Consider the following 25,786-nt stretch of genomic DNA (forward strand, 5'->3'; position numbering starts at 1 on the left):
ATGGAGGAAAAGAAAATGATGTTGGACTTAGGATTGTTGTTGATTCGTTTGGTGATTGGATTGTCGTTCATGGCGCACGGGGCACAAAAGCTGTTTGGATGGTTCGGAGGTTACGGGATCAAGGGTACAGGCGGCTGGTTTGAATCGATGGGGATGAAGCCAGGTGCATTGGTAGCGTTACTGGCTGGACTCGCTGAGTTCGGTGGTGGACTGCTGCTGGCTCTGGGTCTGCTCACTCCGGTAGGTGGCATTCTGATTGCATTGACAATGGTTATTGCGATTGTGAAAGTCCATGGTGCGAACGGTTACTGGTCCACACAGAACGGATTCGAATATAATCTCGCGATTCTGGTCGTTGGTGTAGCGCTGGCTCTGACGGGTGGCGGACAATACGCGCTGGATGCACTGATTTTCTAAACTCGATAACGAGAAATGAATGAGGAGTACCTGGATGCCATGATTATGGCTGAAGGGTGCTTTTTTTGCAAGGAAAAAGAGAAGAATCTGCTGCAGTAATCGGTTATTTTCGGTACAGATTATGGTACAATAGGAGAGTTGGGTTAAGAAGCAGTTCACGGTATGGATGAAAGCACAGATTTGAGGAGGATGAACTCCATTGTAAATGTGTAAAATTAATCTAGTGAGTAAACATCTCGTATGCAAAATGACCAGTGTACAATCAACCGGCCTCGCCGGATTGCATAAAGATTGAATGATGGACCGGCCATGCCGGATTAACGTGAATGAACGGACGAAAGGGATTAAACCTATGAGCAAAGCTGCAAATGATATTCTTCAACAGGAAGTGGACAAACGCCGGACGTTTGCCATTATCTCTCACCCCGATGCGGGTAAAACCACATTAACCGAGAAACTGTTGCTGTTCGGGGGCGCGATTCGCCTTGCGGGAACGGTAAAAGCTCGGAAAGCCAGCAAGCACGCAACAAGTGACTGGATGGAAATTGAGAAACAACGGGGGATCTCGGTTACCTCTTCCGTAATGCAATTTGATTATCTGGATCATCGCGTCAACATTCTGGATACACCGGGTCACCAGGATTTCAGTGAAGATACGTATCGTACACTGACGGCTGCCGATAGCGCAGTAATGTTGATTGACGTGGCAAAAGGTGTCGAGGCACAAACGATCAAATTGTTCCAGGTGTGTGCGAAGCGTGGGATTCCGATCTTTACGTTTATCAACAAACTCGACCGTGAGGGTAAAAGTCCATTTGACCTGATGGAGGAGCTTGAAAATGTACTGGGTATTCGTTCGGTTCCGATGAACTGGCCTATTGGTACAGGTCGCGAGCTGTGCGGTGTGTACGACCGGATGAAAAATCAGGTGGAATTGTTCCAAGGGGACGATCACTCGACGATTAAAGTACAAAAGGTAGATGGCTATAAAGATCCAATTATCCGTGAGATGGCTGGAGAATATCTGCATGATCAATTGTGTCAGGATCTGGAGTTGCTGGATATCGCGGGCGACCCGTTCGACATGGAGAAAGTTCAACGCGGTGAATTGACCCCTATTTTCTTCGGTAGTGCGATCAACAATTTCGGCGTGCAGACTTTCCTGGAGAATTTCCTGGAACTGGCACCGAAGCCTGAGCCACGTCGCAGTACGGCAGGAGAGATTCAGCCAACGAATGAGAAATTCAGCGGTTATGTATTTAAAATTCAGGCGAACATGAACCCTGCGCACCGGGATCGTATTGCATTCCTGCGTATTGTGTCAGGCAAGTTCCAACGTGGAATGAGTGTGAAGCATACTCGTGTGGGCAAAGAGATCAAGCTGTCACAGCCACAGCAGTTCCTGGCACAAGACCGGGATATTGTAGAAGAGGCGTATGCCGGCGATATTATCGGTCTGTTCGATCCGGGTATCTTCCGGATTGGTGATTCATTGAGCCAAGGCAGCGAAGTTATTTTTGAAGAATTGCCAACGTTCTCGCCAGAGATTTTCGCTAAAGTTACCGTTAAAAATGCGTTGAAACATAAACAGTACCAAAAAGGAATTGACCAGTTGACGGAGGAAGGAACCATTCAGGTATTCCAGACGGCAAGTTTCGACGAGACGATTCTCGGCGTAATTGGTCAACTTCAGTTCGAGGTATTTGAATACCGGATGAAAGGCGAGTATGGGGTAGACGTGCAATTACAGCGTATGCCGTATCAGTTCGCTCGCTGGATCGTGGACGAGAATCTGGACGCAAGTAAATTCCGGATTAACTCTGCGCTTGTAAAAGATAAAAAAGGGAATTATGTAGTGCTCTTCGAAAATGAGTACGCAATGAGAACGGCTATGGATAAAAATCCTACAGCTCAATTCCTGGAGACTGCGCCTTAAGTAAGCTCACGCGATGAGATAGCGCCTGTTAAAAAATAAGATCCCTCCGCCGATTGGCGGGGGGATCTATTGCTATGCACCTTACTTAGAGGCGGGTATGATCCAGCCGAATAAGGGAAAGCTTTCTTTTGCAGACAGAACAAACGTAATGATGGTTACCTTACCCCTCCATGCTCCAATTAACGAAGCGGTTGGACGGGAATGGTGTGCAGATGCTCCTGCGCGATTTGAATCATTTCTTCCTGCTTGGCAGGTTCTGTATTCTTCCAGATCATCTCGAAAATGGCGCCAAGTCCAGGTAATGCAGCTTCCGGTCCATCTACTGAACCTTCAATCATCTCCCGGAGCTGATCATCACTCTTGTCATGAACTTTATGAACAATCGCTTCACGCAGGCTTAATGTAATGGGCATCGCAATTCCCTCCTCGTATATTCGGCTGCTCTTATACTGTTCCCAGGGAAGCGTGAGCGCATTCAAGTTTATCAGGCTTTGTGGTATACTACGAAGGATTATTTACGTTAGCATGGGTATCCGTAATGATGCGTCATGCTGAAGTGCAGCGGGAGGTTAAAGACCTAATGGCCAAGAAACAGTATGCCGTAATTGGCATGGGACGGTTCGGATCAAGTGTTGCCAATGCACTGAGTGGCATGGGATTCGACGTGCTGGCAATTGATGCGGATGAGCAGAGAACTCAGGAGATGTCCAATGTGGTGACCCATGCAGTATCGGCAGATTCAACAGATGAAGAAGCGCTGCGTGCGCTGGGCATACGGAATTTTGACGTTGTCGTTGTGGCGATTGGTGAAGATATTCAGGCAAGTATTCTGACAACCCTGATATTGAAAGATATGGGTGTACCCGTTCTGATCGTAAAAGCTCAAAATGAGCTTCATGGTAAGGTGCTGCAAAAGATTGGCGCAGATAAAGTCATCTATCCTGAGCGGGATATGGGACTGCGCGTAGCCCATCATCTGACCTCGCCTAATATACTGGACTACATCGAGTTGTCTGAGGATTACAGCATTCTGGAGATGAGAGCTTCCGAGGAAATGATCGGTAAGAACCTGATGGAATTAAATATTCGTGCACGTTTCGGATGCAATGTGATGGCGATCCGCAGTGGGAACTCAATGAACATTTCACCGTACGCGGAAGACCGAATCGAAGCTGGAGATGTGCTGATCATTGTGGGTCACAAGGATCATTTGACGAAAATGGAGCTTGCGTATCCGAAGTGATGGATGCAGATGGGAAGGATGGAAAGATGGATATTGTATCACCGCAAAATACCCGTGTAAAAGAATGGGCACAGCTGCTGGAGAAAAAGCATCGTACCCGTCAACATAAATATATTATTGAAGGTATTCATCTTGTCCAGGAGGCATTGCGCGCCGGAGCAGATCTGGAGTGCATCGTGTACGACGGAGAGCAAGGCGTACCGATTGAACTTGCAGGACTTGAGAATCCGCTTCAGCGTGTGGAGTGGGTCAGTGTATCACCTGCGGTTATCGCCAAATGTACGGATACGATGACTCCACAGCCTGTATTTGCAATTGTACGTAAAGGCAGTGAGCCACTGGAAAAACTGATCGCGGGAGCGCGCGGGCTTGTCGTGGTGCTGGATGGAGTGCAAGATCCAGGGAATGTGGGGACGATTATTCGTAGTGCCGATGCAGCTGGAGCAGCGGGAGTCGTGCTCGGCGCTGGCTGTGCTGATGTATATAACCCGAAGACGATTCGCTCGACAATGGGGTCACTGTTTCATTTGCCCATTGTGGAGGGCCAGTTGGAATCCTTGCTTCCCGAAGCGAAGGCTGCAGGTGTGAAACTGGTCAGTACTTCTTTGCAGGCAGAGCATTCATGCTATAGTTATGATTTTACACAATCAGTATGGCTTGTAATTGGCAACGAAGGTAAGGGCATCTCGGATTCTACGGCCCGCTTGGTGGATGATGCGATTACGATTCCGATGCAGGGACAGGCTGAGTCGCTTAACGCGGCAATGGCGGCAACGATTCTGTTGTTTGAGGCGATGAGACAGCGGATGTGAAAAATAACTGTCCAGAGTCAATCGAAGACTGGTAGAAATGCAGCGTATCCAAGCGCACATTTCCCCAGTCTTTTTCTCTCTCTTTTTCTTTTCCTCAAGCGTTTTCTCATTCTTTTTCCCTGATCTTCAGCTTTTGTCTATTAATTGCTCACCTTTTTTGTACAGTAATTAAAGGCCTTGTGGGGAAAGGGATTAGGGAATGTTGGAGGAGGGAAACATTACTCCACTCCAGTAGAGGATTCGATACTTCCATCACGTCTACCTGCGGACATGAACTTTGACAAAGTAATAATGGATTGCATTGAACTTGGCTACCACTCGGTTGTTCTCAATCGTTCATAGGGTGGTAAGTAAAACAAGTCAATCATGACGATTAATCATGTTTAATCACTACATCTGATAATTCTATTTTTCATCAAGCTATAGCTAACACGAAACCTAAGATTTTGCCCAAAAGGGCAATCAAACATACCCATTTAGGCGATGTAGTGAATGGGTTATAGTACTATAATTAGATTGAAACTTTACCCAAGGAGATTTGTAATTTAGGTGTATCATTAAGTAAGTGTATCTTTGCTAATAATAAGTTATGTAAAGAGATTAAGATGATAAAACTTGGACTGGGGTTATTATGGTGACTAATAAGAAGAATAAACTTGAGACTATACATGAATTATTTGAAACAAGAAAGCCCATTCTCATTTGGTTGATCTTTGTATACGCAGGATCTGTTACACTTCAGTTTTTGGATGATCCTAGAGTTATCAGTAGTTTGGTATTTACGGGACTGTTTGTTCTCCACGCCGCGTTGCATTGGATTTCATATCGCGTTAGCCAAAGACATTTTTGGTTTTACTTTGGAATACAAGGGATCTTAATTTACCTGTGCGCTATACTTTTCCCCGGAAGTTATCAGGCAGTGTTGGTGGGGTTGCTCCCCGTATTAATTGCTCAAAGTTTAGGTTTTTCTTTTCGGATTAGTAGGGTGATATTTATAGCTTTGATTAGTATTATCATTTTTTTCGACTCTTCCTTAACAGTTGGAGATACAAAGGAGATGCTGGTATTCATTCCGATTTTTGTGATGATGCTAATTATCGTAATAGCTTATGGAATACTATTTTTCCATCAAGTTCATGAGCGAGTCAAGCTGCAAAAGTTTTTGAATGAACTGCAAGTGGCTCATCAAAAGGTCGAAGAACTTACATTGTCCAATGAACGGCAGCGAATGGCTAGGGACTTACATGATACTCTTGCCCAAGGAGTCGCGGGTTTAATTATGCAATTGGAAGCGTCCAACGCGCACATTATGCAGGGGAATACGGAAAAGGCTCATAACATTATAATTCAATCCATGCAGCAAGCACGTAGAACACTGGCTGAAGCACGCAGGGCAATAGATGACCTTAGAATTAAATCAGCACCTGATGTTGATTTTAAGGAAGCTGTCGAAGATGAAGTAAGGCACTTCAGACATTCAACGGGTATTCAGGTAGACTGCAATATACAATTGAATCAACTACTATCAAGAGTTTTGATGGAACATAGTCTTCATATCGTCAGAGAGGTGTTGACGAATGTTGCGCGCCATGCCAAAGCAAATGTAGTAAAAGTCAGTGTTATCGTCTCGAACAATCAACTTCAGATAGAAATATCAGATAATGGAAAAGGTTTTAATCCAGATGCGATCGTAAAGGAACCTGGTCACTATGGGTTACTTGGAATCCGTGAGCGAGCAAGATTGATTGGTGGACATATCAAGATCGATAGCAGCTCAGAAGGTACAGCCATAACGCTGTCAATGACAATTAATAAAGGAGGTCAACATGAGCCCTTATAAAATTATGTTGGTGGACGATCATTTTGTAGTTCGTGAAGGACTCAAGCTCATATTAGAGACCAGCGAAAAATATCAAGTCGTAGGGGAAGCTGTAAATGGACAGGATGCGCTTGAGAGGGTTGAAGAGCTTGAGCCTGACATCATTCTAATGGATCTGAATATGCCTGTTCTGAGTGGACTCGAAACGATGAAGGAATTCAAGAAGAAAGGCCTTACGATCCCTATTATTATTCTGACCACGTATAACGAGGATGAACTGATGATTAACGGGTTGGCTTTGGGAGCCAAAGGGTATTTGTTAAAAGATACAAGCAGAGAAAGCTTGTTCAGAAGCATTGATTCTGCAATGCAGGGGGAAATGCTCTTATCTGAGGAGATGCTAGAGCGAGTAATGGCTGCTAAATTAAAATCGCTACAAGAAGTCAAGCAAGATGTCAAACTTTTGAGTGATAAAGAAAACTACATTTTGCAATGCGTGGCTAAAGGGTATAAAAGCAAGGAAATAGCATTTGACATGAATATTGGAGAACGAACAGTCAAGGCTCATCTAACGAACATATACAATAAACTTGGGGTAGATTCGCGGTCACAAGCAGTAGCAACTGCACTAGATCGAGGTATTCTGAAACTATAATTATTGATCAACGCCAACTAGCATGCAGGGTACCGACCTGTATGCTTTTTTCGTTGGTATAGATTTGATGACATTCAGTACATATATTGGAGATTAGATCCATAAAAGAGTGATATAGCATTCCCCAAAGGGCAGATTCAAATGCCCATTGGGACGATGTTACTGTCTAAAACTAATTATAAAATAAGAATATATTAGATATAGGAGCAGAGGAGACGATACTGAAATGGCAAAAATGTTATACAGACTGGGATTTTGGTCTGCCAAGAACCGCATTAAGGTAATCATCGGATCAATTATGGTCATGTTGATTACCTCAATGGTGGCAATGGGGATGGGACCGAAGCTTAGTGAAGAAACTACGATACCCGGGTTAGAGTCGATTGAAACGATGGGGCAGATGTATCAGGAGTTTCCGTCAATGATAGATAGCAGTAAAGAAATTCAGCTGGTTCTCAAAGCGCCTGCTAACGAAACATTATCATCTGAAAAGATGCAACAACTGATTGAAACACAACTTCAGAGCATATCGAAAGATCCTGCTGTAACTGAAGTCTCCGGCCCATATGATAATAAATCGATGAACACGGATGGCACAATAGCTTATGCGTCAATCTCTTATAACAAGGCTGATGGTGATGTTAAAGAAACTTCTAAAGAGTACGTAATTCATGCCGCAGAAGCTTTACGGAATGCCGGACTCCAAGCGGAGCTCACTGGATCTGGTTATGTGAAGATGGAGATCGGTGGAGCTACAGAAGGAATTGGTATTCTAATTGCACTTGTTATCCTTTCCATTGCTTTCGGATCCCTACTCACTGGAATCATTCCGATTCTAACAGCAGTCATTGGTCTTGGGACCGGCGTAATGCTGATCATCCTGGGGTCTAATTTCTTAGATACACCTTCATTTGCCTTATCATTGGCGAGTATGATTGGACTTGCAGTAGGTATTGATTACTCACTATTCATTATTTCAAGATACCGTCAAGAGCGTGCGAGAGGTTTTGAGAAAAGAGAAGCTATTGCAATAGCTAATGGTACAGCAGGCAGTGCAGTTGTTTTTGCAGGTGTAACCGTAATTATTGGTCTTGCAGGTATGGCAGTCGTAGGAATTCCTTTCCTTACAGCAATGGGGTTAGCTGCTGCGCTTTGTATTTTTGTAGCTGTTTTAATTGCAATAATCACAGTACCGGCCGTACTTGACGCAATGGGTAGCAAGATCAAGGTTAAGCCGATAAAGGACTCTGGGAGATTGAATCGGACAACATCCCGAGGAAATCTGTGGGGGAGATTAGTGACAGGGCGACCTTGGATCACAGTGGTTCTCGGAGTGGCACTCCTCTCGACATTATCGGTACCATTCTTACACATGGAAACAGGTACTATGGATGATGGATTAAAGTCAACCAGTATGACGGAACGACGAGCATACGATTTGTTGTCTGAAGCATACGGTGTGGGATACCATAACCCTCTGATGATTCTTGCAAAAATGGATGGAAGTGCTGAAGCTGATGTTAATTTGGCGAAAACAGTAGAACAACTTAAAACCTATCCAAACATTGGGATGGTTGCCGATCCGGTTAAAGGAGCATCTGGAAAAGTCTCTTTGATTAACATTATACCGGCTACAGGTCATGCTGATGTGGAAACGGTAGAACTAGTAAAAACGATTCGCAGTCATATTCATGAGATTGAAAGTCAGAACCATGTGCAACTTAAAATAACGGGCAGTACAGCAATCAATATTGATATTTCTCAAAAACTGAACGAAGCATTACCTGAGTTCTGTATCATAATCGTTAGTTTGGCCTTTCTCCTACTTATGATGGTATTTCGTTCCATATTGGTTCCGATTAAAGCAGTGCTCGGTTTTGTTCTCTCGCTTGGAGCAACAATGGGCTTCATTACCTACGTTGTCCAGGATGGATATTTCCAAAATCTCTTCGGCTTCAGCGGACAATCACTTGTGCTTAACTTTTTACCGATAATGGTTGTTGGAATCTTGTTTGGATTGGCTATGGACTATGAGGTATTTCTGGTTAGCCGCATGCGTGAGGACTTCAAAAAGAACGGTGATGCCAAACAATCTGTACTCGCAGGAATTCGGCACAGTGGGGGCGTAGTTACAGCTGCAGGATTGATCATGATATCCGTATTTGCAGGGTTTATGATGACGAATGATCCAAGTATCAAGGTAATGAGTTTTGCACTTCTCTTTGGGGTGTTGTTTGATGCATTTGTTGTCCGTCTATTGATTGTCCCAGGTGTGATGATACTTATGGGGAAATCGGCGTGGTACTTGCCGAAATGGTTAGATCGACTTCTGCCGAACTTGGATGTTGAGGGTGAGAAGGTGATGGAAATCGTTGAAAAACGGCACCAAACACGTACGAATTCACACGATCTCTTTCCAGAACCCATAAATAGAGGATAGACGTAAATTGGTTGTGCCTTGAGAATTATAGATTTCAGAAAATTATAGATAGGTTAAACGCTGTAGGGGATGGAGGAGTTGCTCCTTCTCCTTTTTAATAATTTCAGAGGATGAATGGTATGTACAAAAGAAATGAAGGCGCGGGTAGATTACATCGCCGAGCCTATGAAAATCTGTGTTTATTTAGTTTTATTCTCCTGTTGAAAAGTGTAGTAGCATGGTCTGTTGTATTTCATGATGGAGCCAATTGGGCTATCATTCAAACAGAGCTCCCTTTCTTTATCCTGGTGTTCAGCCTGATTGAATGGTTTGCTGCCAAGAGGAAAGTTTTATACTACATGCTGGTCAATTTCTGCATGACTTTAATTTATTTTGCGGTCATCATGTACTACAAATATTATGGTGTTATCGCTACGTATCATTCACTTAAACAAGCCAAAAGGGTTACTCATGTAGGAGAAAGCGCATTATCTTTGCTTACACCCTATTATCTATTCTTGTTTATTGACATTGTCTTATTCCTAGTTTTAATTATCCAACCTAAGTATGGTTTAATCTGGGAGAAGCCTACTTTACGTATGAGTCACAAGGTGTTAACTTGTACGATCAGCGTATCATTCGCATTATGTTTATTCAATATCTGGCCGGTTCATGCTAGTATGAACGAAATCAATAAAGCGAAGAGTATGGGGATTCTTAACTATGAAGTCTATAAGGTTGTTGCCGATCGTTTAGAGAAGGAAGTACTTATAGCTCCTGGTGATATCTCGCAAGAGGCAATCAATGAAACCAAAGGAACTTCTCCACTTAAAGATGAGCCGAAGTTTCATGGAATCAATAAAGGCATGAATTTAATTCTCGTACAGATGGAATCCTTTCAAAATTTTTTGATTGACCTCAAAATGGATGGTCAAGAGATCACTCCTAATTTAAATCAGTTAATTAAGAACAATACGTATTTCCCTCATTTCTATTCTAATGCTGGACAGGGGACAACCTCGGATGCCGAGTTCGTCGTAAATACATCCTTTTACGTACCTAAGGATGAACCAGCAACTTCATCAAAATATATGGACAAACAACTGCCAAGTCTACCACATTTACTTAAGGAAAATGGATATTTTACAGCGACGTTCCATACCAATAGTGTGGATTTCTGGAATCGCAATAGATTGTATCGTGCAATTGGTTTTGAACGTTATTATGATAGAGCATTTTTCGGAGAAGATGATCCTATTGCTTTTGGCGCATCGGATGAAGTTTTGTACTCCAAAACATCTTCTGAAATGTCTATTTTGGATGACCGGAATCAACCTTTCTATGCAATGGTCATATCCATGAGTGCACATCATCCCTATCACTTGCCTGAAGAAAAGGTTAAAATGGAGCTGCCTGATCGTTTCAAGGATACATTGATCGGTGATTATATTCAGGCTCAAAATTATGCAGATGTTGCGCTGGGTCAGTTTCTTAACGAAATGATAGAATCTGGACTATGGGATAACAGCTTGGTCGTTTTTTATGGAGATCACCAGGGGATTCCAATAACTGGACTTACAGGAGAAGAAAAAGAACTGATGAATCCCTTGTTAGGTCATGACTATGGGTACACAGATATGATGAACATCCCTTTCATTGTGCATTCGCCTTCAGGGCAACTTCCTCCTGTAATAAACACTACCGGTGGACAAATCGATATTCTGCCAACCGTAGCCAATCTGTTGGGAACTCCCTTGGGACATCAACTGGTTTTAGGTGAAGACCTGTTTAATCAAGAGAGTAATTTGATTCCGTTAAGACACTTTCTACCTGATGGTTCTTTTATAAATGATAAAATATTATATATGACAGGTAATAATTATGCCGACGGAGTACATTATAAATTAAGCAATAACAGCATCGTGGAAGGGGGATCTACTCCATCTCAATTCTCGGCCGCCCAGTATTTACTTGACCTTTCCAATAGCTATTTATTACAGTTACCTGATATCTACAGTAATCGGGAGAATGAGAGTCAGAATGAAATGATTGAAGATTAATTATTTCGTCCTTAGGGATACAAGCAAAGGGAGACATCTTTAGTGGATGTCTCCCTTTGCTTGTTGTCTATAAGTGATGTTTCCCATCGTTTGTTCCTCAGATATGAACTAAGCCTTTTGTGTGGTTGATTAGATTGTATCAAATTTTAAATGGACATGAAATGGGATGTAATGAGATATTCAGCAATTGAAGTATATGCCCAAAGGTACAATGCTCTCTGCCCCAAGGTACATTACGCTAATTTCTAATTAAAGATAAAATGGGTACATACCATCTACTAAATTGTTTTAAAGGAGACGTTAAAAATTGATTATACATACAGATATAGGGAAGATAAAGGTTTTAGAGCAGGCGATTACAACAATTGTTTCAGTAGTTGCAAGGTTAGAATCTGGGATTATACTGTTGTCAACAGGAGCCGTAGATAGCTTGATTAAACACGTGAGTGGGAAGAAAATGCATAAAGGAGTATCTGTTACATTCTCAAACTCAAAATTAATCATCGAGCTTAGAATTGTTGTACCTTACGGAGTGAAAATCCAATATGTCAGCCGTGAATTACAGTCCAGCATATTTGAAGCGGTGAATAATATGACGGGTATTTCTCCAGATCAAGTCCACATTCGTGTTGAGGGAATTAAACTGGCCGAAACGAGACAGTCATGAGAACGCAGTTGGAATCTAGGGCGTGGCGTGTCTGTCCTAAAATCATGGTTATTTCGAGAACTACTCCGACAGCATGAGGAGCTGAATACAGTATAATGTTTAGTGATACGTTATTAGAACTTGTTACTCAGTATGGATATGTATTCTTTTTTCTAGCTTTTTCACTAGGTCCGTTTGGCATTCCTGTACCTAACGAAATTATTATTGTATCTGGATCGATATTAAGCCATACAGGTGTCGTCAATTATTGGGCAACTTACAGCTCTATTCTAACAGGCTTATTGACGGCAATCACATTTTCCTATACCATAGGAAGATTTTTTGGTCATAAATTCAAAAAAAGATGGTTAAACAATCGTTACTTCTTAAAAGCGGAATCTATGTTGAAGAGAAAGGGCGATTTAGCCATGTTCATTGGAATGTTCATTCCGGTGGTGCGCTATATCATGCCCTTACTGATAGGAATGAGCGAGATTCATTTCAAGAAATTTGCTATCTTTACGTATTCAAGTGCTGTGACCTGGACAATAACCTATTTTGCTTTAGGCATTTATTTTAAAGAACCTGTTTTATCAATGATGCAAATCTTGGGATATTGATATATGATAAAATTGTTATAATCCGAAAAGCTAGGCTTCCATTTAATTTCTGGAGTTAATGAGTGTATATGCTCTGCCGTATTCAATTCTATGGCGGGGCTTTTGTTCAAAAAACGGAATGCATGCAGTGCTTGTCTGTTCGGACACACTGTTTGGGTTTAAACATCGAAACTATTTTCTTCGTCGATTGAAAGCACTTCTTCTGACCATCATGTTGGTCATTATTATCATATTTAGCTTGTTGGTATATAGCTATAGTAGTCATATTTTGCATTTCGATTTACTTAAAGGAATTAATGAGATAACAAAGCTGTTGTTAGCTATTTTGAGATGGCCTGTAGTTTTAATGTTTTTATTTTTTACAATTAAAATTGTTTATATGGTTACTCCTAGATATCGAATTCCGGGAAAGTATACGAATTTTGGAGCGCTTTCTATAAACGCTTATCATTATCGGATCAAACAAGCAGCTGATTATTGCAATATGAATGAAGTACACTATATTTGGAACAAATGAGCGTGGGATTTAACTGGAATAATTCATTATTTTAGTGATGATCAGAACTACATTCATAAAACATATACGGGAAGCGTCCATTGCTGGATACTTCCCGTAATGTGTTTTCTGCTTGCTGAACAAATCTGAACTTGTAGTCAGCAGTTTCTAATAAGTTTTATTGGTGTTCTCATAAACACCTGGGTCACTTGGTCCAGGATTCAATAACTTTTAAGCTGTTACCCTCCTCGGCAAAGTGTAAAAACTGCATTATGTCGCCAGCAGTTTTTTCCCCTGTTTTCGTGTCCTCATTGGTAATTCTATAGTGAATGGCTGCCCAGTCACCGCTGATAAGCATATTATCAAAACGAATACGCTTTACATCGGTCGATTCCGCATCTTTCTTTACGAAATCCTTATACTCCGGGAGAGTCATTGTCTCTGAATTTGTATGATATTGCAGGTCGCTGTCATAAAACGTATCGGCCCAGTCACTCCAAGCATCAAAGCCCTGATTCCATTTATCAAAGTCGCTCAATATGGTGCTTTGAATTTTCTTAGCCATATCGGTATTAATAGGCGTAGGATAAGTAACAGGATATTTGGTTTCGAGATCTGTGGTATCAGGGATCTTTGCATTGACGATTTCATCCAATGCAGCTTGCTGTGCCGCCTTCGCCTCATCGGTTTGGAAACTTGTCAACCCGTCAAAATCCATCCCCTTTGTACCAGCCCAGCCTTCAACAACCCGAGTTCCCAGCGGATCACCATAGTCCTTGAAATGGACGAACTCCATCACGCTTCCATCGGAAGATTGTTGGCTCCCTCTGGCAGTCGAAGAGATGTCATATCGAATAGCTGCCCAATTGTCATTAATGATCATATTGTTGAAGTTACCCATCTGAATATCGGTAGACTTCAGCTGCGCATTCATGGCAGCTTGATATTCTTTCAAAGTGAGTTTCACGCTGTGGACATTATAGAGGGAGTCCTCTGTATATAGAATGTCGCCCCAGGCTTCCCAGGCTTCATAACCTCGATTCCAGTTCTCAAAGCCGTTTAGGAGTCTATTCTGTATATTCTTTTCCATCTCAGTCTCGATTGGTGTGGGGTTAATGATGGGGAAAGTAGCCGCTAGCTCTTCGGTATTATCGTAAGAGTCAGAAATACTGACCGTAGATTCGCCCGAATTCCAATTCTCCTCAACTTTGGAAGGGTTCGAATTTGTATTACTTGTACAACCCACAGCAACTGTCATAATGGCCAAAGCTGTCAGACTTGCCGTCAACATTCTTATTGTAGTATTCTTCATAATCATTCTCCTCTCAATAGTTGAATAAACATCATGCTTCGCTATACCCAAAACAAAATTAATAGCTTATACATATACTACAACTGAAAAAAAATTGTAACATCGTTCAAAAAGGCAGATTTATTCTGCCCTTTCGGGCATTATGTATAACCTATCCCGAGCAAAGTAAATGAATTCAGGCATGAAAAATAAAATATGGTACTTAATATATAAGGAAAATTGATAAATTAAAAAATGAAGTATTCCATGAACGACGCGTCTTTAAACAAAGCTGTAGGTTTCGGAACAGACCCGAAAGGGAAGGAACATTCGCCCTTATGTACGATGTTGTACATTCGTAAAGAATATAGACTTGAAACATAAAGGAAAGGGAATCTATTGAGAGGGAGCATTCCAGTGATGAAACCAAAAATGATTGTAAACCCCGTTTCAGGGCAGCATACAGCATACAAAACGAAGGCCTCAGTTATAGAGTATATGAAAAAGAAATACGCTTTAAATGATAATGATATCTTCTACACAAGTAAGGAGAATAATGATTTAGGAACTTCATTTTTTGAAGATTGTGATTCACTGGTTATTGCAGGTGGTGACGGAACCCTGCATTACGCAATTAACACCATTAAAAATCTAGGTCTAGATTTACCTCTAGCTTACCTACCGACAGGTACAGTCAATGATTTTGGAAATGCTTTGAAATTACCACGATCATATGGAGGTTTCACTAGAATGCTCGAAAAAGGAATGACCAAGAAGATAGATATCGGATTGGCTGGAAATGAATATTTTCATTACGTTGTGGCTGGTGGTGCAATGAATTCAATCAGTTACACCACCAACCAAACCCTAAAAAAAGTTATAGGGGATAAGGCTTATTATTTGTCCGCTCTACCTAAACTTCCCAAAATATTATCGGGAACACATATTAAGATTGAATGTGATCATTTAGAACAAGAACATGATGCACTTCTTTACTTAGTTTCAAAATCAGCGATTATTGGCGGAATTGAGGGCATTATTCCGGATGCTAAGATGGATGACGGTCAACTTCATGTGCTTGTAATTCAAAAAAAATCATTGTTTAATACCTTTCAACTTCTTTTAGATATAAAAAATGGAACTCATCTTGACCGCTCAGATGTCTTGTATTTTAAGACAAAACGTTTAAGAATTACTCAATATGGTGATAACATAGCAAAAGTGGGGATTGACGGTGAGATGCACACTACTGGGCTAATGGACATTGAAGTTATCCCGCGCGGATTAACTATGATAGTCCCGTGCAGTTCGGATGTGGCGTAGATTGCTGTATCAACATTGAGAACCCGTTTGATTGGATTGTTTATATACTATTTAACTGTGACTGGGCAAGAAAATTTCTCTGGATCGGCTTATTATGTAAGAAGAATTGAAAGTATCTAACCGTTCCCATTATAATAACTGGAAACGGCTACTACTAAGGCTGGATGCTGGTTGACGATTCACCAACCAATTCTCCAGTCTTTTGCTTATTAACACAACTTAAAAATGAAATGTGCGCTAAAAATAATTCTTTACTGTTCGTTCTAGAAATGATATGCTACAGCAAGTTAGATCTAACTTTTTTTTACACATTAAAGAATGATCGTTCTAAAAACTGAAACTACACTAATCTAGAATTTGAGGGAGAGAATATGATGAAATACACGGTAATTACAGGAGCAAGTTCAGGTATTGGATATGAAACGGCATTGGCATTTGCAGCTCGTGGGAAAAACTTGATTTTGGTAGCTAGAAGATTGGATAAACTGGAAGAGCTTAAATCCATCATTCAGGGTATCGATCCTAAAGTAACTGTTGTCGTTCACACAAGCGACCTGTCTGTTACCGCAGAGGCGTACGCGCTGTATAACGATTTGAAAGAATATCAGATTGAGACTTGGATCAATAATGCGGGGCTTGGAGAAGGTTCGTTCATTGCTGAACAGAATTTGGATAAAGTGGAGACCATGCTACGTGTTAACATCGAATCTCTGACCATTCTCTCTACACTGTATGTGCGAGATTATGCAGATGTTGAAGACACACAGTTGATTAACGTCTCTTCCGCACTCGGATATGTCATTGCTGTAGGCAGTGTTGCTTATTCTGCATCAAAATACTACGTTAGTGCCTTCACAGAAGGTCTTGCCAAAGAACTGGAACTGAAAGGTGCAAAACTGAAGGCGAAAGTCCTTGCACCAGCGATCACGGAAACAGAATTTGTACAAAAATCAATAGATGCTGAAGGATTTGATTACAAAGCAAATATGCCTAAGTACCACACGGCCAAAGAAATGGCTGGCTTTATGGTAGATCTCTATGATCATAACGACGTAGTCGTAGGGATTGTAGATCAGAACTATGATTTTCACTTAAGAGGCGCAATCTATCCGGTCATTTCAGAATTGAATTAATACATCTGTAAAATTATTAATGAAGGCCGGAAGAACTTTGGAAGATCTCAACGACTTCAACAAGGTGCGCCACTGAATGAAGCAGATCCGAAAACATTCTTTGGATTGGGAAGTAAGGGCTAAACGGATTATCCTACGTTGGAAGAATTAAAGTCGCAAGAGGGGCTAAACTAGCACAAAGCATATAAGGTGGCGTACAACTGAACATTGTGCGCCATGTTCCTACATAAGTTGAACTAATCATTTACACATTAACGGAGAGGACAGAAAGAACCTGAAAAAGCGAAGCGTTCGCCTTTATCACCGGATTTTCCCTTTAGAAAGGGGATCAAAAAAATCTGGGGATAACAGCGATTGGAAGGTTGTTCTGTCATCGTAGTGTCAGTGTGAATAATCTTTAATTCAACTTATATAGTATATAAGCAAAGGAAGAGGATAAATGATGAGAGCAGCTCAAATACAGAAATACTCCAAAAAAATCCAAGTGGGAATTAATAATATTGAGACACCTCAGATTGATAGCCGTGAGGTCCTTGTTAAAGTGAAAGCTGCGGGTGTAAATCCGCTGGATATATTGAATATGAATGGCAGTGTTCGGATGATTGCCGACTATACGTTACCTTTAACGTTAGGGAATGAATTATCGGGTGTCATTGAAGCCGTTGGTAATGATGTTTTGAATTTTAAAGTTGGGGATTCGGTTTATACAAGGTTACCTCTGAATAAAATTGGTGCTTTTGCTGAATACGCCGCTGTGCATGAGGATGCTTTATCCATAATGCCTGAGAATCTGTCTTTTATCGAAGCTGCTGCAGTACCCCTTACTGCCCTGACCGCGTATCAAGCATTGCATGATGTACTCCAAGCTGAGCCGAATAAAAAGCTGTTTATTCCTGGCGGAACCGGGGGATTCGGTGCAATGGCCATCCCGATTGCCAAGTCCATGGGATTAACGGTTATCACTAGTGGCAGTGAGAGGGGCAGAGCACGTACTCTATCCATTGGAGCAGATCAATTCATTGATTATAAGACCGAGCAGTATGCTGACATTCTGTCCGATATCGATTATGTGATCGACACCTTGGGTGCGGATGAGATCAAAGCTGAACTGAGCATTTTGAAACCACATGGCAAATTAGTTTCTTTGAAGGCTGGACCCAATTATCGCTTTGCAGTGGACAGTCAATTCCCGTTGTGGAAAAGAGCACTGTTTGGTCTCGTAGGTGCGCGCTTGGATTCCATGGCACGTAAGACTCAAACTGAATATCGTTTTTTATTCGTTCACTCCAGTGGAGTTCAATTGCAAGAGATTACAGCTCTTGTAGAAAAAGAAGACATTAAGCCTTCGATCGATTCTACGTATACGTTTGATGACATTGAAAAGGCATTGATCAAAGTATCAACGGGTCACTCCCAGGGCAAAGTCATCGTTACCTTTTAATGACTCGTTAAGATCATGCTCATGCTATTCAATGTTCGTTTTCTGAACAGGAGGGAAGCCAATGGCGAGAAGCAAAGAGTTCGAAGAGTCTGTTGTACTGGATAAAGCGATGAGACTTTTTTGGGAACAAGGCTATGAGAAGACGTCTATGACAGATCTGGTCAATCATATGGGAATTCATCGTAAAAGCTTGTATGACACATTTGGCGATAAACACACCTTGTTTCTGAAGTCAGTAGATCTGTATGATCACAAAATCAGCTCCGCCCTTGCAGCAGGCGTAAAGCATTCCCAAACGGCAACGGAAGCACTTCAGTTTATATTTTTTTCTTTGATTCATAGTGAGGAGCATCCAGCATCAGGCTGCTTCATTGTTAATTCAACGGTCGAATTGGCGGCACGTGATGACGACATGAACAACCGATCGATAGAGATGTTTGCAAATACGGAGAACCTCATCAAGGACATTATTGTGTGGGGACAGCAGGAAGGTGAATTCACAACGGAGTACAACGCCGAAGTATTGGCGGAATATCTGCATAATGTAGGCGTTGGGTTAAGGGTGATGGCCAAGACTTCGATGACCAAAGAAAAACTCTTACGTATAGCGACGCTATCGATGCACTTTATTTAAAGATGATCTATTTTTTTTACTATTATAGAACGTTCGTTCAAATATTGATGTTCCAGGTGAAACATATTTTATAGAAAAGAGAGGCAGGCAACAACATGAGAAAGACAGTTCTAATCACAGGGGTATCGGGTGGGATCGGTAAAGAGTTAGCAGATCGGTTTGCCAAAGGTGGGCATCATATTGTGCTGGTAGCACGAAGCGAGGGTAAAATACAGGATCTAGCTCAGGAGTATCAGAAAAAGTATGGCATTCAGGCGACGGTTATTGCCAAAGATGTAGCGGAACCTGGGGTACCACAGGAGATTTATCATGAGCTGAAGGAAAAGGGCATTGTTGTTGACTATCTTGTCAACAATGCGGGCTTCGGCCTGTTCGGGACATTTATGGAGACGGATCTGGAACAAGAAATCAATATGATTGATGTGAATATTAAGGCTTTAACGGTCATGACCAAGCTGTTCTTACCGGATATGATCCAACGTGGGCACGGCGGAGTGATGAATGTGGCTTCGTTGGTAGGCTTTTTCCCTGGACCAATGATGTCGGTATATTATGCGACGAAAGCGTATGTGCTATCGTTCACTGAAGCTTTGGAGAATGAAGTAAACGGTACTGGTGTTACGGTGACGGCACTGTGTCCAGGTCTGACATCTACCGGATTTGTGGATCGTTCGGGTATGGGTGTCTCGAAGATGCTGCAAGGCCCGATCATGGAAGCGGGACAGGTAGCGGAAGAAGGATATCAAGGCTTCTTGCGTGGCAAGACATTAATTATGCCAGGGGCTCGTAACCGCTTCATTGCATTTATCCCGCGCTTGTTACCGCGTAAGATGATGACTCGCATGATTAGATCCACACAGGACAAGACAGGACATTAAACATTTAAAAAGGAGATGCCGATATGATTTTTTATGATTCCCCTCAAGCAACCGTTACATGGAATAAGGAAGATAAGGTAGTTGTTTTGCAATGGAAGAGCTTTGCGCAAGGTGAACAATATCGTACACCACTAAATAAATTGTTGGAGTTAGCGGTGCAAAAACGCTCGAATAAGGCGTTGTACGATAGCCGTCACTTGGCTGTTATTTCGCCAGATGACCAAGAATGGGTTGCACAAGAGTGGTATCCGAGATCACTCGAAGCAGGACTTAAGTATTCAGCACTGCTTGTTCCTCATAAAGCGATAGCTAAATCGAGTGCAAACCGAATGCTCTCAGGAATGGACATATCCAATCCATCTCAAGAATTCCATGACATAGATGAGGCATTTTATTGGCTGGCAACCGTAAAATGAGAAGGTAAAAACATGTTATGCATAAATCAATTCAGTTCGTTAGCGATACTAAAATCAGGTTTCTCCCAATTCTCTCGTATCACTGTGTCCTTCATCGTCCCTTTTACGACAAATATACACAAAAACAGGAGGGAAGCTGAGGGGCTCGAATTCCATCCCCACAAGAACAGCAAACGTAGAGCTCTTGGAATCAGTAAATACTCTGAGTACAATTTGGAGAAAAGCTTCATCACAGTAGTAACCACCCCTATAAAGTGCTCCTTACATCCGCTTTCGAAAGAAAAAGAAGTAAGTCGATGGAATAATTAAAATCCCAATAAATCTATATATCGTGGCGTAAGCCTCAAAGTCGGTTCTGGCGATTACAAATCCGACAATTAAATTAAGTAAAAGTAAAAGACCAAAGATGATCTTATAACTCAGATGCAAAAGTATGCGGATTCTCAGGGGAATATATATCCAGAGCAGTGGAGTACAGTGGAGCAAGAACGGTACAGCCTTCTTGTAGCTGGGTTGGAACCGTTTTTCGAGAATCTTGAGGTTGTGACCACAGCCTCCCAAAAGGAGCCTATGAATGAGCAACAATTCTGGACGGAACAATTGGCTCAGGCGGAGGAGATGTTCTCCAAAGGGGAGTTTACGGAGTTCAAGTCCGTGTATGAACAAATGAAGAAGTTCGAAGCAATAGTGGTGAACAAGGATGGAAGCATTCATGAGGAACGTTTGTCAGCGGAACAGAAGGATGACTTAAGGCAATTAAGAGAACGGCTTATTCCGTATTTGGAGAAGTTGGAGCTTGATGTACGGTGAGGCAAGTAAAAATGGATTGTACGAGAAGAAGCGGAAAGTGAATTCTTTCGCTTCTTTATGTTATGTGACCGGTTACTTCCTCCCCTGCACATTCAGTCGATACTGATGCGGTGTTGTACCTGTGGCAGTACGGAATACTTTGCAAAAGTAGGATGGGCTGGTCATACCGACACGGTGACCGATTTCGGGAACCGTAAGCGAGGAACGGGTGAGCAGTACGCACGCATGACGAATGCGGGTAGCTTGAGCATAAGCGACAATCGTGGTGCCGGTCGCTTTTTTGAATACATGAGACAGATGATAGGGAGATAGATGAAGTGTATCTGCGATATGCTCCAAACGGAAAGGCTGTGAATAATGCTGTTCGATCCACTGCATGGCAGCTTCGGCATGAGGATGAAGAATCCCTGAATTGAATGCGGTGCCCGCATGTGAAGGACGAGTTGCAACATCTTTCCATAAGTAGCGAAGTTGCGTAAGTGAATCGAGCACAAAGAGACAGGTGTCCTCCCCAGCTTCATGAGGTAGCAGATCTGGATAAGTCTTATCGAATTGTTCCATTCGTTGAATGAGTGGGGAAGTGGCAGCAAGTCGGATGGGCTGAATGGGGGATTGCTCTGCCAGCAGATCCTGTACGAAATGGTGAGTCGCAATAAAATGTGACCAGTGTGCCTTCAAAAGATCAAGTTCAACCATGAGTACATTTCGAATGAAAGGTTGTTGTCGGGATACTTGAATCTGGACGTGGTGCAATTGAAAAGGCCGAAAAATCATGAGCATACCGGGTTCAAGGGAGAACACCTGACCTTCTGTTATCAACTGTCCGTATCCCTGATGTATGTACGTAATCTCCATCTGTGAATGAGCGTGGAACACCTCGCGAAACGTAGTGTTGGATATGCGACGACAGGCCAGATTAAATTGTTCTCCCAGGGTGATGGACATCATGAACTCCTCCCTTAACATGCGCAAGATAGTTTCATTTTATCACAAGATGAACGCATAAAAGCGCTTTATTATTGTGTATTGTGAAGGGACTAAGGGAGGTATGCAATGATGTTAAAAGTGGCGATTATCGGAGCAGGTGCAATTAGTGGAGCGCATATCTCAGCATATTTGGCATTTCCTGAGCGATGTCAGATTGTTGCTGTGGTCGATATGTACGTGGATAAAGCACAGAAGCGAATTAATGAATATGGACTGGAGGGAGCGCTGGCCGTTGCCGACTATAACGAATTATTAAGCGAGCATATTGATTTGGTATCTGTGTGTACGCCGCCGTATACGCATGCTCCAATTGCATGTGATTTCATGCATGCTGGTGCACATGTACTGGTCGAAAAACCAATGGCATCTTCCTTGGAGGAAGCGGATCTGATGCTGAGAGCAGCGCAAGAAAGTGGAAAGCTGTTATCGGTAGTAGCTCAGAATCGGTTTACGACTCCAATGATGAAACTGAAAGGTGTGTTGGACAGCAAAAGGATGGGCCCTATAGTACATGTGCAGGTTGATTCGTTCTGGTGGCGAGGGCACAATTATTATGACCTGTGGTGGCGTGGAACATGGGAAAAAGAAGGAGGGGGTTGTACTCTTAATCATGCGGTGCATCATATTGATGCCATGCTCTGGATGATGGGACCTCCAGTGGAATTACAGGCCATGATGGCAAATACGGCACATGACAATGCCGAAGTCGAGGATGTATCCATGGCGATGCTTCGCTTCCAGGAAGGGGCGCTTGGCATGATTACCAGTTCGGTGGTGCATCACGGAGAGGAGCAGCAGTTAATTTTTCAGGGCAAAGAGGCTCGGGTATCTGCACCTTGGAAAGTGGTTGCTTCTACAGCACGGAGTAACGGATTTCCGGAATCCAATCGGGAGTTGGAACAACAGATTCAGAAGCTCGCTGACGAATTGCCAGATGTTATTCATGTGGGCCATGCTGGGCAAGTTGAGAATGTGTTAAACGCGATTGAGACAGGATCCCCGTTACTGGTGGATGGGAAAAGTGGCCGCAATACGCTTGAACTGATTGTAGGCATTTACAAGTCGGCGAGTACAGGAGAAAAGGTTGTTTTTCCACTAGGGTCGGAAGACGCGTTTTACACAAGAGAAGGAATTATGCAACATGCCGTACACTTTTATGAAAAAAAGACGACGGTGGAGAACTTCGAGGATTCGAGTATTACACTCGGAAGCAAGTTGGATTCGTGATATTCGCATAAAAATCGCATAAAAAGATGCCAACTCACGTCTAGTGACTTTGGCATCTTTTTTCTTTTGAGTGATTAAGAATAACATTCCGCTCCAAAATATTCTATTTCGGAGTCAGTTAATCATCTATTAGAAACAATATTAAAGACATGAATAATATGACGTTTATACGTGTGTTTTGCATCTCCCGTTTGTAATCCCTATTTCGCCTTTAAATTAAGGAATGCTACAGCCACTTATCAGCCCAACGTTCCACGGCGCTTAGCGCTCTCCCCAGTTCCGTGCCTTTTCGTGACAACATATATTCAGTCCGAACTGGACGTTCCGTGACCACATGGCGAACCACAAGTCCTTCTTCCTCCAATTCCTTCATTCGCTCATTTAACACACGTTTGCTCAAGTCAGGGATATAAGCGTGAATCTCACTGAAGCGTTTGGGCTCCTCCATCAATGCATGGATAATGAGGGCTACCCATTTTCGGCCAATGATCTGATAAGATTGTTCCACTTTTGTGCATATTTGCTTGGCATTCTCATCATCGCTCATGATTGTACTCCTTTGATTTAGTATTGCTTGTATTATCATTAGTATACTTATTGTAACCTACTTGTCCACAGGCCATATGTGTAAAATGTCACATACCAATTGTTCTTAATGTTACCACATAAAGCGTTATCATCAAATAAAAACCCTATAAACACTGGAGTTCACAGGTTCGACACGATTGTTGACGAATTGTGACGACAGGTGTAATATGGGTAACGTTAATTCAAATGGTTACAATTTATAACCTAAACACAGGTTGTGGAGAGAAGGAATGTTCCATGGTTGAATTCAGGTGCGTTATATAAACGGAGGCAAGGCGGGGAACACACCCACTTATTCCGTCTTTTGTCATGCTTGGATTTGAACATTTTGTAACATCATATACTATACTGCACAGATCACAGGAGGCAATCCAATGGATGCAATGACATTTGTCCTGTTCGGGGCAACTGGCGATTTAGCCAAACGCAAGATTTACCCTGCATTATATAATTTGTACATGGATCAGAAAATGCCGAAATCCTTCTCCGTTATCGGTTTGGGACGACGTGAATTGTCGGATACGGAATTCCAGGCGAATGTTGAAAAGTCACTGAATGAATTTTCACGTCAGACGCCAGAAGAAGCATCTCAGGTTCATGATTTCATTGGAGCTTTCCGTTATTGTTCTTTAAATAATACGAAGCTTGAAGATTACACCAAACTGTTGGAACTGGTTCAGGAGCGTGAACAAGAGCTTAACATTCCCGAAAATCGCATGTTCTACATGTCGGTGGCACCGGAATTCTTTGAGCCGATCGCATTGAACATTCAAGAAAGTGGCCTGGGTAACACTAAAGGCTGGAAGAAACTGATTATCGAAAAACCATTCGGACACGACCTGCAGTCGGCTCGTGATTTGAACGAAAAATTGAGCAATACCTTTGCGGAAGAAGAAATCTATCGCATTGACCATTTCCTTGGTAAACCGATGGTTCAAAATATTGAGACACTCACTTACGCGAATCCGGTGATTCAAGCGTTGTGGTCTAACCGTTATATTGCCAACGTACAGATTACGGCAAGCGAGACGGTAGGTGTTGAAGAACGTGCCGCATATTACGACCAAAGTGGAGCACTTCGTGACATGTTCCAAAACCATATGCTTCAGTTGCTGATGATGATCGGTTTGCATCTGCCTAAACGTTGCACACCGGAAGAAATTCAATTCAAAAAGCAAAAAATTGCTGAAGCGCTTCGTCCTTTGACGAAAGAAAATATCGCCTCTGAAGTTGTTCGTGCGCAATATGCAGCAGGTGAGCTGCAAGGTACTTCGGTTGTTGGATATCTGGACGAGCCTGGAATTCCAGTCGGATCTCAGAACGAGACCTATGTTGCCGCAAGACTGTGGATCGATGATCCATTCTGGAGCGAAGTTCCATTTTATATCCGTACAGGTAAACGCCTGGCTGAGAAATCCACCAGAATCGTTGTTGAATTCAAGGCACCACTGAAGACAGGTCATGAATCCGAAAATACAACGGAACCGAACCTGCTGACAATTGAAATTGGTCCCGGAGAAAGCATCTCGCTTCAATTAAATGCGAAGAATCCATTGAACCATGGTGAAGTGGAGCCGATGCATATGACCTTCAACTCAGGTAAACGTAACATCCCTGAAGCGTATGAGAATCTGATCTTTGACGCAATGCGTGGCGATTCCACCTTCTTCGCTCACTGGAACGAAGTGGAGCTGGCATGGCAATGGGTACAACCGATTCAGGAGGCATTCGAAGCGGGCAGCGTGCCATTGGATACGTACAGCGCAGGTTCACATGGACCTGAGTCAGCAGATCGTCTGATAGCCGAAGACGGTTATCGTTGGTGGTAAGTGAAACGAAAGAGTGAGCATAATAGGACACAATAGTAAAAAACAACAGTACATTCCATTGTGCTCACACCAATGAACATTTTGATATATCCAAAGAGCATCTTCC

The 25,786-nt window shown here is 42.4% G+C and carries 23 protein-coding genes; 19 read left to right on the plus strand and 4 right to left on the minus strand.

The window, feature by feature from the left end; all coding sequences use genetic code 11:
• Positions 1–18: 18 nt before the first annotated feature.
• Positions 19–417 carry a DoxX family protein gene (locus AC4G47_RS04205; RefSeq protein WP_145325283.1) on the plus strand — a complete coding sequence of 133 codons (399 nt, stop codon included), beginning with the start codon at positions 19–21 and terminating at the stop codon, positions 415–417.
• Between the two features lie 352 nt (positions 418–769).
• The gene (locus AC4G47_RS04210) at positions 770–2,353 is read left to right on the plus strand and encodes a peptide chain release factor 3 (protein WP_336764565.1); all 1,584 of its coding nucleotides are present in this window, start codon (positions 770–772) and stop codon (positions 2,351–2,353) included.
• A gap of 179 nt (positions 2,354–2,532) precedes the next feature.
• On the opposite strand, the gene sspI is transcribed toward AC4G47_RS04210, so the two are convergent.
• Positions 2,533–2,766: a small acid-soluble spore protein SspI gene (gene sspI, locus AC4G47_RS04215; protein WP_458124064.1), complete on the minus strand. Its 234-nt coding sequence runs from the start codon at positions 2,764–2,766 to the stop codon at positions 2,533–2,535.
• A gap of 128 nt (positions 2,767–2,894) precedes the next feature.
• Here sspI and AC4G47_RS04220 point away from each other — a divergent pair, with 128 nt between their 5' ends.
• From AC4G47_RS04220 to AC4G47_RS04255, 8 genes are all read left to right on the plus strand, one after another.
• Positions 2,895–3,596 (plus strand): potassium channel family protein, encoded by a 702-nt coding sequence (locus AC4G47_RS04220; protein ID WP_491106637.1) that lies wholly within the window; start codon positions 2,895–2,897, stop codon positions 3,594–3,596.
• Positions 3,597–3,622: 26 nt separating this feature from the next.
• Entirely contained in the window at positions 3,623–4,408 is a 786-nt protein-coding gene (locus tag AC4G47_RS04225; RefSeq protein WP_458124062.1) for a TrmH family RNA methyltransferase, read from the plus strand.
• A 631-nt stretch (positions 4,409–5,039) separates the two neighbouring features.
• A complete protein-coding gene (locus tag AC4G47_RS04230) occupies positions 5,040–6,248 on the plus strand; it encodes a sensor histidine kinase (protein WP_491104890.1) in 1,209 nt (402 codons plus the stop codon).
• Positions 6,235–6,882, plus strand: coding sequence for a response regulator (locus AC4G47_RS04235; RefSeq protein ID WP_458124060.1), 648 nt, complete (start codon positions 6,235–6,237; stop codon positions 6,880–6,882). The genes AC4G47_RS04230 and AC4G47_RS04235 overlap by 14 nt, the downstream gene beginning before the upstream one ends.
• A 226-nt stretch (positions 6,883–7,108) precedes the next feature.
• On the plus strand, positions 7,109–9,322 hold the full coding sequence (locus AC4G47_RS04240; RefSeq protein WP_491104892.1) for an MMPL family transporter: 2,214 nt from the start codon (positions 7,109–7,111) through the stop codon (positions 9,320–9,322).
• A gap of 119 nt (positions 9,323–9,441) precedes the next feature.
• Entirely contained in the window at positions 9,442–11,361 is a 1,920-nt protein-coding gene (locus AC4G47_RS04245; protein ID WP_491104894.1) for an LTA synthase family protein, read from the plus strand.
• 307 nt (positions 11,362–11,668) lie between these two features.
• The gene (locus tag AC4G47_RS04250; RefSeq protein ID WP_491104896.1) at positions 11,669–12,028 is read left to right on the plus strand and encodes an Asp23/Gls24 family envelope stress response protein; all 360 of its coding nucleotides are present in this window, start codon (positions 11,669–11,671) and stop codon (positions 12,026–12,028) included.
• Between the two features lie 95 nt (positions 12,029–12,123).
• Positions 12,124–12,627 (plus strand): DedA family protein, encoded by a 504-nt coding sequence (locus AC4G47_RS04255; protein WP_491104898.1) that lies wholly within the window; start codon positions 12,124–12,126, stop codon positions 12,625–12,627.
• A gap of 701 nt (positions 12,628–13,328) precedes the next feature.
• Here the strand turns inward: AC4G47_RS04255 and AC4G47_RS04260 are convergent.
• Positions 13,329–14,435, minus strand: coding sequence for a nuclear transport factor 2 family protein (locus AC4G47_RS04260; protein WP_491104899.1), 1,107 nt, complete (start codon positions 14,433–14,435; stop codon positions 13,329–13,331).
• Between the two features lie 399 nt (positions 14,436–14,834).
• On the opposite strand from AC4G47_RS04260, the gene AC4G47_RS04265 reads away from it, so the two are divergent.
• The 7 genes from AC4G47_RS04265 to AC4G47_RS04295 all read left to right on the plus strand — a co-directional run bounded on the left by AC4G47_RS04265 (position 14,835) and on the right by AC4G47_RS04295 (position 21,049).
• Positions 14,835–15,737 carry a diacylglycerol/lipid kinase family protein gene (locus tag AC4G47_RS04265; RefSeq protein WP_491104901.1) on the plus strand — a complete coding sequence of 301 codons (903 nt, stop codon included), beginning with the start codon at positions 14,835–14,837 and terminating at the stop codon, positions 15,735–15,737.
• Positions 15,738–16,111: 374 nt separating this feature from the next.
• Positions 16,112–16,870 (plus strand): SDR family NAD(P)-dependent oxidoreductase, encoded by a 759-nt coding sequence (locus AC4G47_RS04270; RefSeq protein ID WP_491104902.1) that lies wholly within the window; start codon positions 16,112–16,114, stop codon positions 16,868–16,870.
• 442 nt (positions 16,871–17,312) lie between these two features.
• The gene (locus AC4G47_RS04275) at positions 17,313–18,311 is read left to right on the plus strand and encodes an NADP-dependent oxidoreductase (RefSeq protein WP_491106638.1); all 999 of its coding nucleotides are present in this window, start codon (positions 17,313–17,315) and stop codon (positions 18,309–18,311) included.
• Positions 18,312–18,372: 61 nt separating this feature from the next.
• Positions 18,373–18,945 carry a TetR/AcrR family transcriptional regulator gene (locus tag AC4G47_RS04280; RefSeq protein ID WP_491104903.1) on the plus strand — a complete coding sequence of 191 codons (573 nt, stop codon included), beginning with the start codon at positions 18,373–18,375 and terminating at the stop codon, positions 18,943–18,945.
• Between the two features lie 95 nt (positions 18,946–19,040).
• The gene (locus AC4G47_RS04285) at positions 19,041–19,823 is read left to right on the plus strand and encodes an SDR family NAD(P)-dependent oxidoreductase (protein ID WP_491104905.1); all 783 of its coding nucleotides are present in this window, start codon (positions 19,041–19,043) and stop codon (positions 19,821–19,823) included.
• A 23-nt stretch (positions 19,824–19,846) separates the two neighbouring features.
• Positions 19,847–20,239: a hypothetical protein gene (locus tag AC4G47_RS04290; RefSeq protein ID WP_491104906.1), complete on the plus strand. Its 393-nt coding sequence runs from the start codon at positions 19,847–19,849 to the stop codon at positions 20,237–20,239.
• Between the two features lie 423 nt (positions 20,240–20,662).
• Complete coding sequence (locus AC4G47_RS04295; protein ID WP_491104907.1) at positions 20,663–21,049, plus strand: hypothetical protein; 387 nt, start codon at positions 20,663–20,665, stop codon at positions 21,047–21,049.
• 72 nt (positions 21,050–21,121) lie between these two features.
• Here the strand turns inward: AC4G47_RS04295 and AC4G47_RS04300 are convergent, their stop codons facing one another.
• The gene (locus AC4G47_RS04300; RefSeq protein WP_491104908.1) at positions 21,122–21,997 is read right to left on the minus strand and encodes a helix-turn-helix domain-containing protein; all 876 of its coding nucleotides are present in this window, start codon (positions 21,995–21,997) and stop codon (positions 21,122–21,124) included.
• Positions 21,998–22,105: 108 nt separating this feature from the next.
• Between AC4G47_RS04300 and AC4G47_RS04305 the strand changes: the two genes are divergently transcribed.
• The gene (locus AC4G47_RS04305; RefSeq protein WP_491106639.1) at positions 22,106–23,263 is read left to right on the plus strand and encodes a Gfo/Idh/MocA family protein; all 1,158 of its coding nucleotides are present in this window, start codon (positions 22,106–22,108) and stop codon (positions 23,261–23,263) included.
• Between the two features lie 226 nt (positions 23,264–23,489).
• Here the strand turns inward: AC4G47_RS04305 and AC4G47_RS04310 are convergent, their stop codons facing one another.
• Positions 23,490–23,810, minus strand: coding sequence for a winged helix-turn-helix transcriptional regulator (locus tag AC4G47_RS04310; RefSeq protein WP_036605715.1), 321 nt, complete (start codon positions 23,808–23,810; stop codon positions 23,490–23,492).
• A 415-nt stretch (positions 23,811–24,225) separates the two neighbouring features.
• Here AC4G47_RS04310 and zwf point away from each other — a divergent pair, with 415 nt between their 5' ends.
• A complete protein-coding gene (gene zwf / locus AC4G47_RS04315; protein ID WP_491104909.1) occupies positions 24,226–25,680 on the plus strand; it encodes a glucose-6-phosphate dehydrogenase in 1,455 nt (484 codons plus the stop codon).
• Positions 25,681–25,786 lie beyond the last annotated feature (106 nt).

Source organism: Paenibacillus sp. Negev47, from assembly GCF_058313655.1.

What these genes read in the sequence shown, in the direction of transcription:
- AC4G47_RS04270 (WP_491104902.1), top strand. Translation starts at nt 16,112, where the DNA reads ATGAAATACACGGTAATTACAGGAGCAAGTTCAGGTATTGGATATGAA.
- AC4G47_RS04300 (WP_491104908.1), bottom strand. Translation starts at nt 21,997, where the DNA reads ATGATGTCCATCACCCTGGGAGAACAATTTAATCTGGCCTGTCGTCGC.
- AC4G47_RS04295 (WP_491104907.1), top strand. Translation starts at nt 20,663, where the DNA reads ATGCAAAAGTATGCGGATTCTCAGGGGAATATATATCCAGAGCAGTGG.
- AC4G47_RS04230 (WP_491104890.1), top strand. Translation starts at nt 5,040, where the DNA reads ATGGTGACTAATAAGAAGAATAAACTTGAGACTATACATGAATTATTT.
- AC4G47_RS04290 (WP_491104906.1), top strand. Translation starts at nt 19,847, where the DNA reads ATGATTTTTTATGATTCCCCTCAAGCAACCGTTACATGGAATAAGGAA.
- AC4G47_RS04225 (WP_458124062.1), top strand. Translation starts at nt 3,623, where the DNA reads ATGGATATTGTATCACCGCAAAATACCCGTGTAAAAGAATGGGCACAG.
- AC4G47_RS04285 (WP_491104905.1), top strand. Translation starts at nt 19,041, where the DNA reads ATGAGAAAGACAGTTCTAATCACAGGGGTATCGGGTGGGATCGGTAAA.
- AC4G47_RS04210 (WP_336764565.1), top strand. Translation starts at nt 770, where the DNA reads ATGAGCAAAGCTGCAAATGATATTCTTCAACAGGAAGTGGACAAACGC.
- AC4G47_RS04275 (WP_491106638.1), top strand. Translation starts at nt 17,313, where the DNA reads ATGAGAGCAGCTCAAATACAGAAATACTCCAAAAAAATCCAAGTGGGA.
- AC4G47_RS04265 (WP_491104901.1), top strand. Translation starts at nt 14,835, where the DNA reads ATGAAACCAAAAATGATTGTAAACCCCGTTTCAGGGCAGCATACAGCA.
- AC4G47_RS04205 (WP_145325283.1), top strand. Translation starts at nt 19, where the DNA reads ATGTTGGACTTAGGATTGTTGTTGATTCGTTTGGTGATTGGATTGTCG.
- AC4G47_RS04280 (WP_491104903.1), top strand. Translation starts at nt 18,373, where the DNA reads ATGGCGAGAAGCAAAGAGTTCGAAGAGTCTGTTGTACTGGATAAAGCG.
- AC4G47_RS04310 (WP_036605715.1), bottom strand. Translation starts at nt 23,810, where the DNA reads ATGAGCGATGATGAGAATGCCAAGCAAATATGCACAAAAGTGGAACAA.
- AC4G47_RS04255 (WP_491104898.1), top strand. Translation starts at nt 12,124, where the DNA reads ATGTTTAGTGATACGTTATTAGAACTTGTTACTCAGTATGGATATGTA.
- AC4G47_RS04305 (WP_491106639.1), top strand. Translation starts at nt 22,106, where the DNA reads ATGTTAAAAGTGGCGATTATCGGAGCAGGTGCAATTAGTGGAGCGCAT.
- AC4G47_RS04245 (WP_491104894.1), top strand. Translation starts at nt 9,442, where the DNA reads ATGTACAAAAGAAATGAAGGCGCGGGTAGATTACATCGCCGAGCCTAT.
- AC4G47_RS04260 (WP_491104899.1), bottom strand. Translation starts at nt 14,435, where the DNA reads ATGAAGAATACTACAATAAGAATGTTGACGGCAAGTCTGACAGCTTTG.
- AC4G47_RS04220 (WP_491106637.1), top strand. Translation starts at nt 2,895, where the DNA reads ATGCGTCATGCTGAAGTGCAGCGGGAGGTTAAAGACCTAATGGCCAAG.
- sspI (WP_458124064.1), bottom strand. Translation starts at nt 2,766, where the DNA reads ATGCCCATTACATTAAGCCTGCGTGAAGCGATTGTTCATAAAGTTCAT.
- zwf (WP_491104909.1), top strand. Translation starts at nt 24,226, where the DNA reads ATGGATGCAATGACATTTGTCCTGTTCGGGGCAACTGGCGATTTAGCC.
- AC4G47_RS04240 (WP_491104892.1), top strand. Translation starts at nt 7,109, where the DNA reads ATGGCAAAAATGTTATACAGACTGGGATTTTGGTCTGCCAAGAACCGC.
- AC4G47_RS04235 (WP_458124060.1), top strand. Translation starts at nt 6,235, where the DNA reads ATGAGCCCTTATAAAATTATGTTGGTGGACGATCATTTTGTAGTTCGT.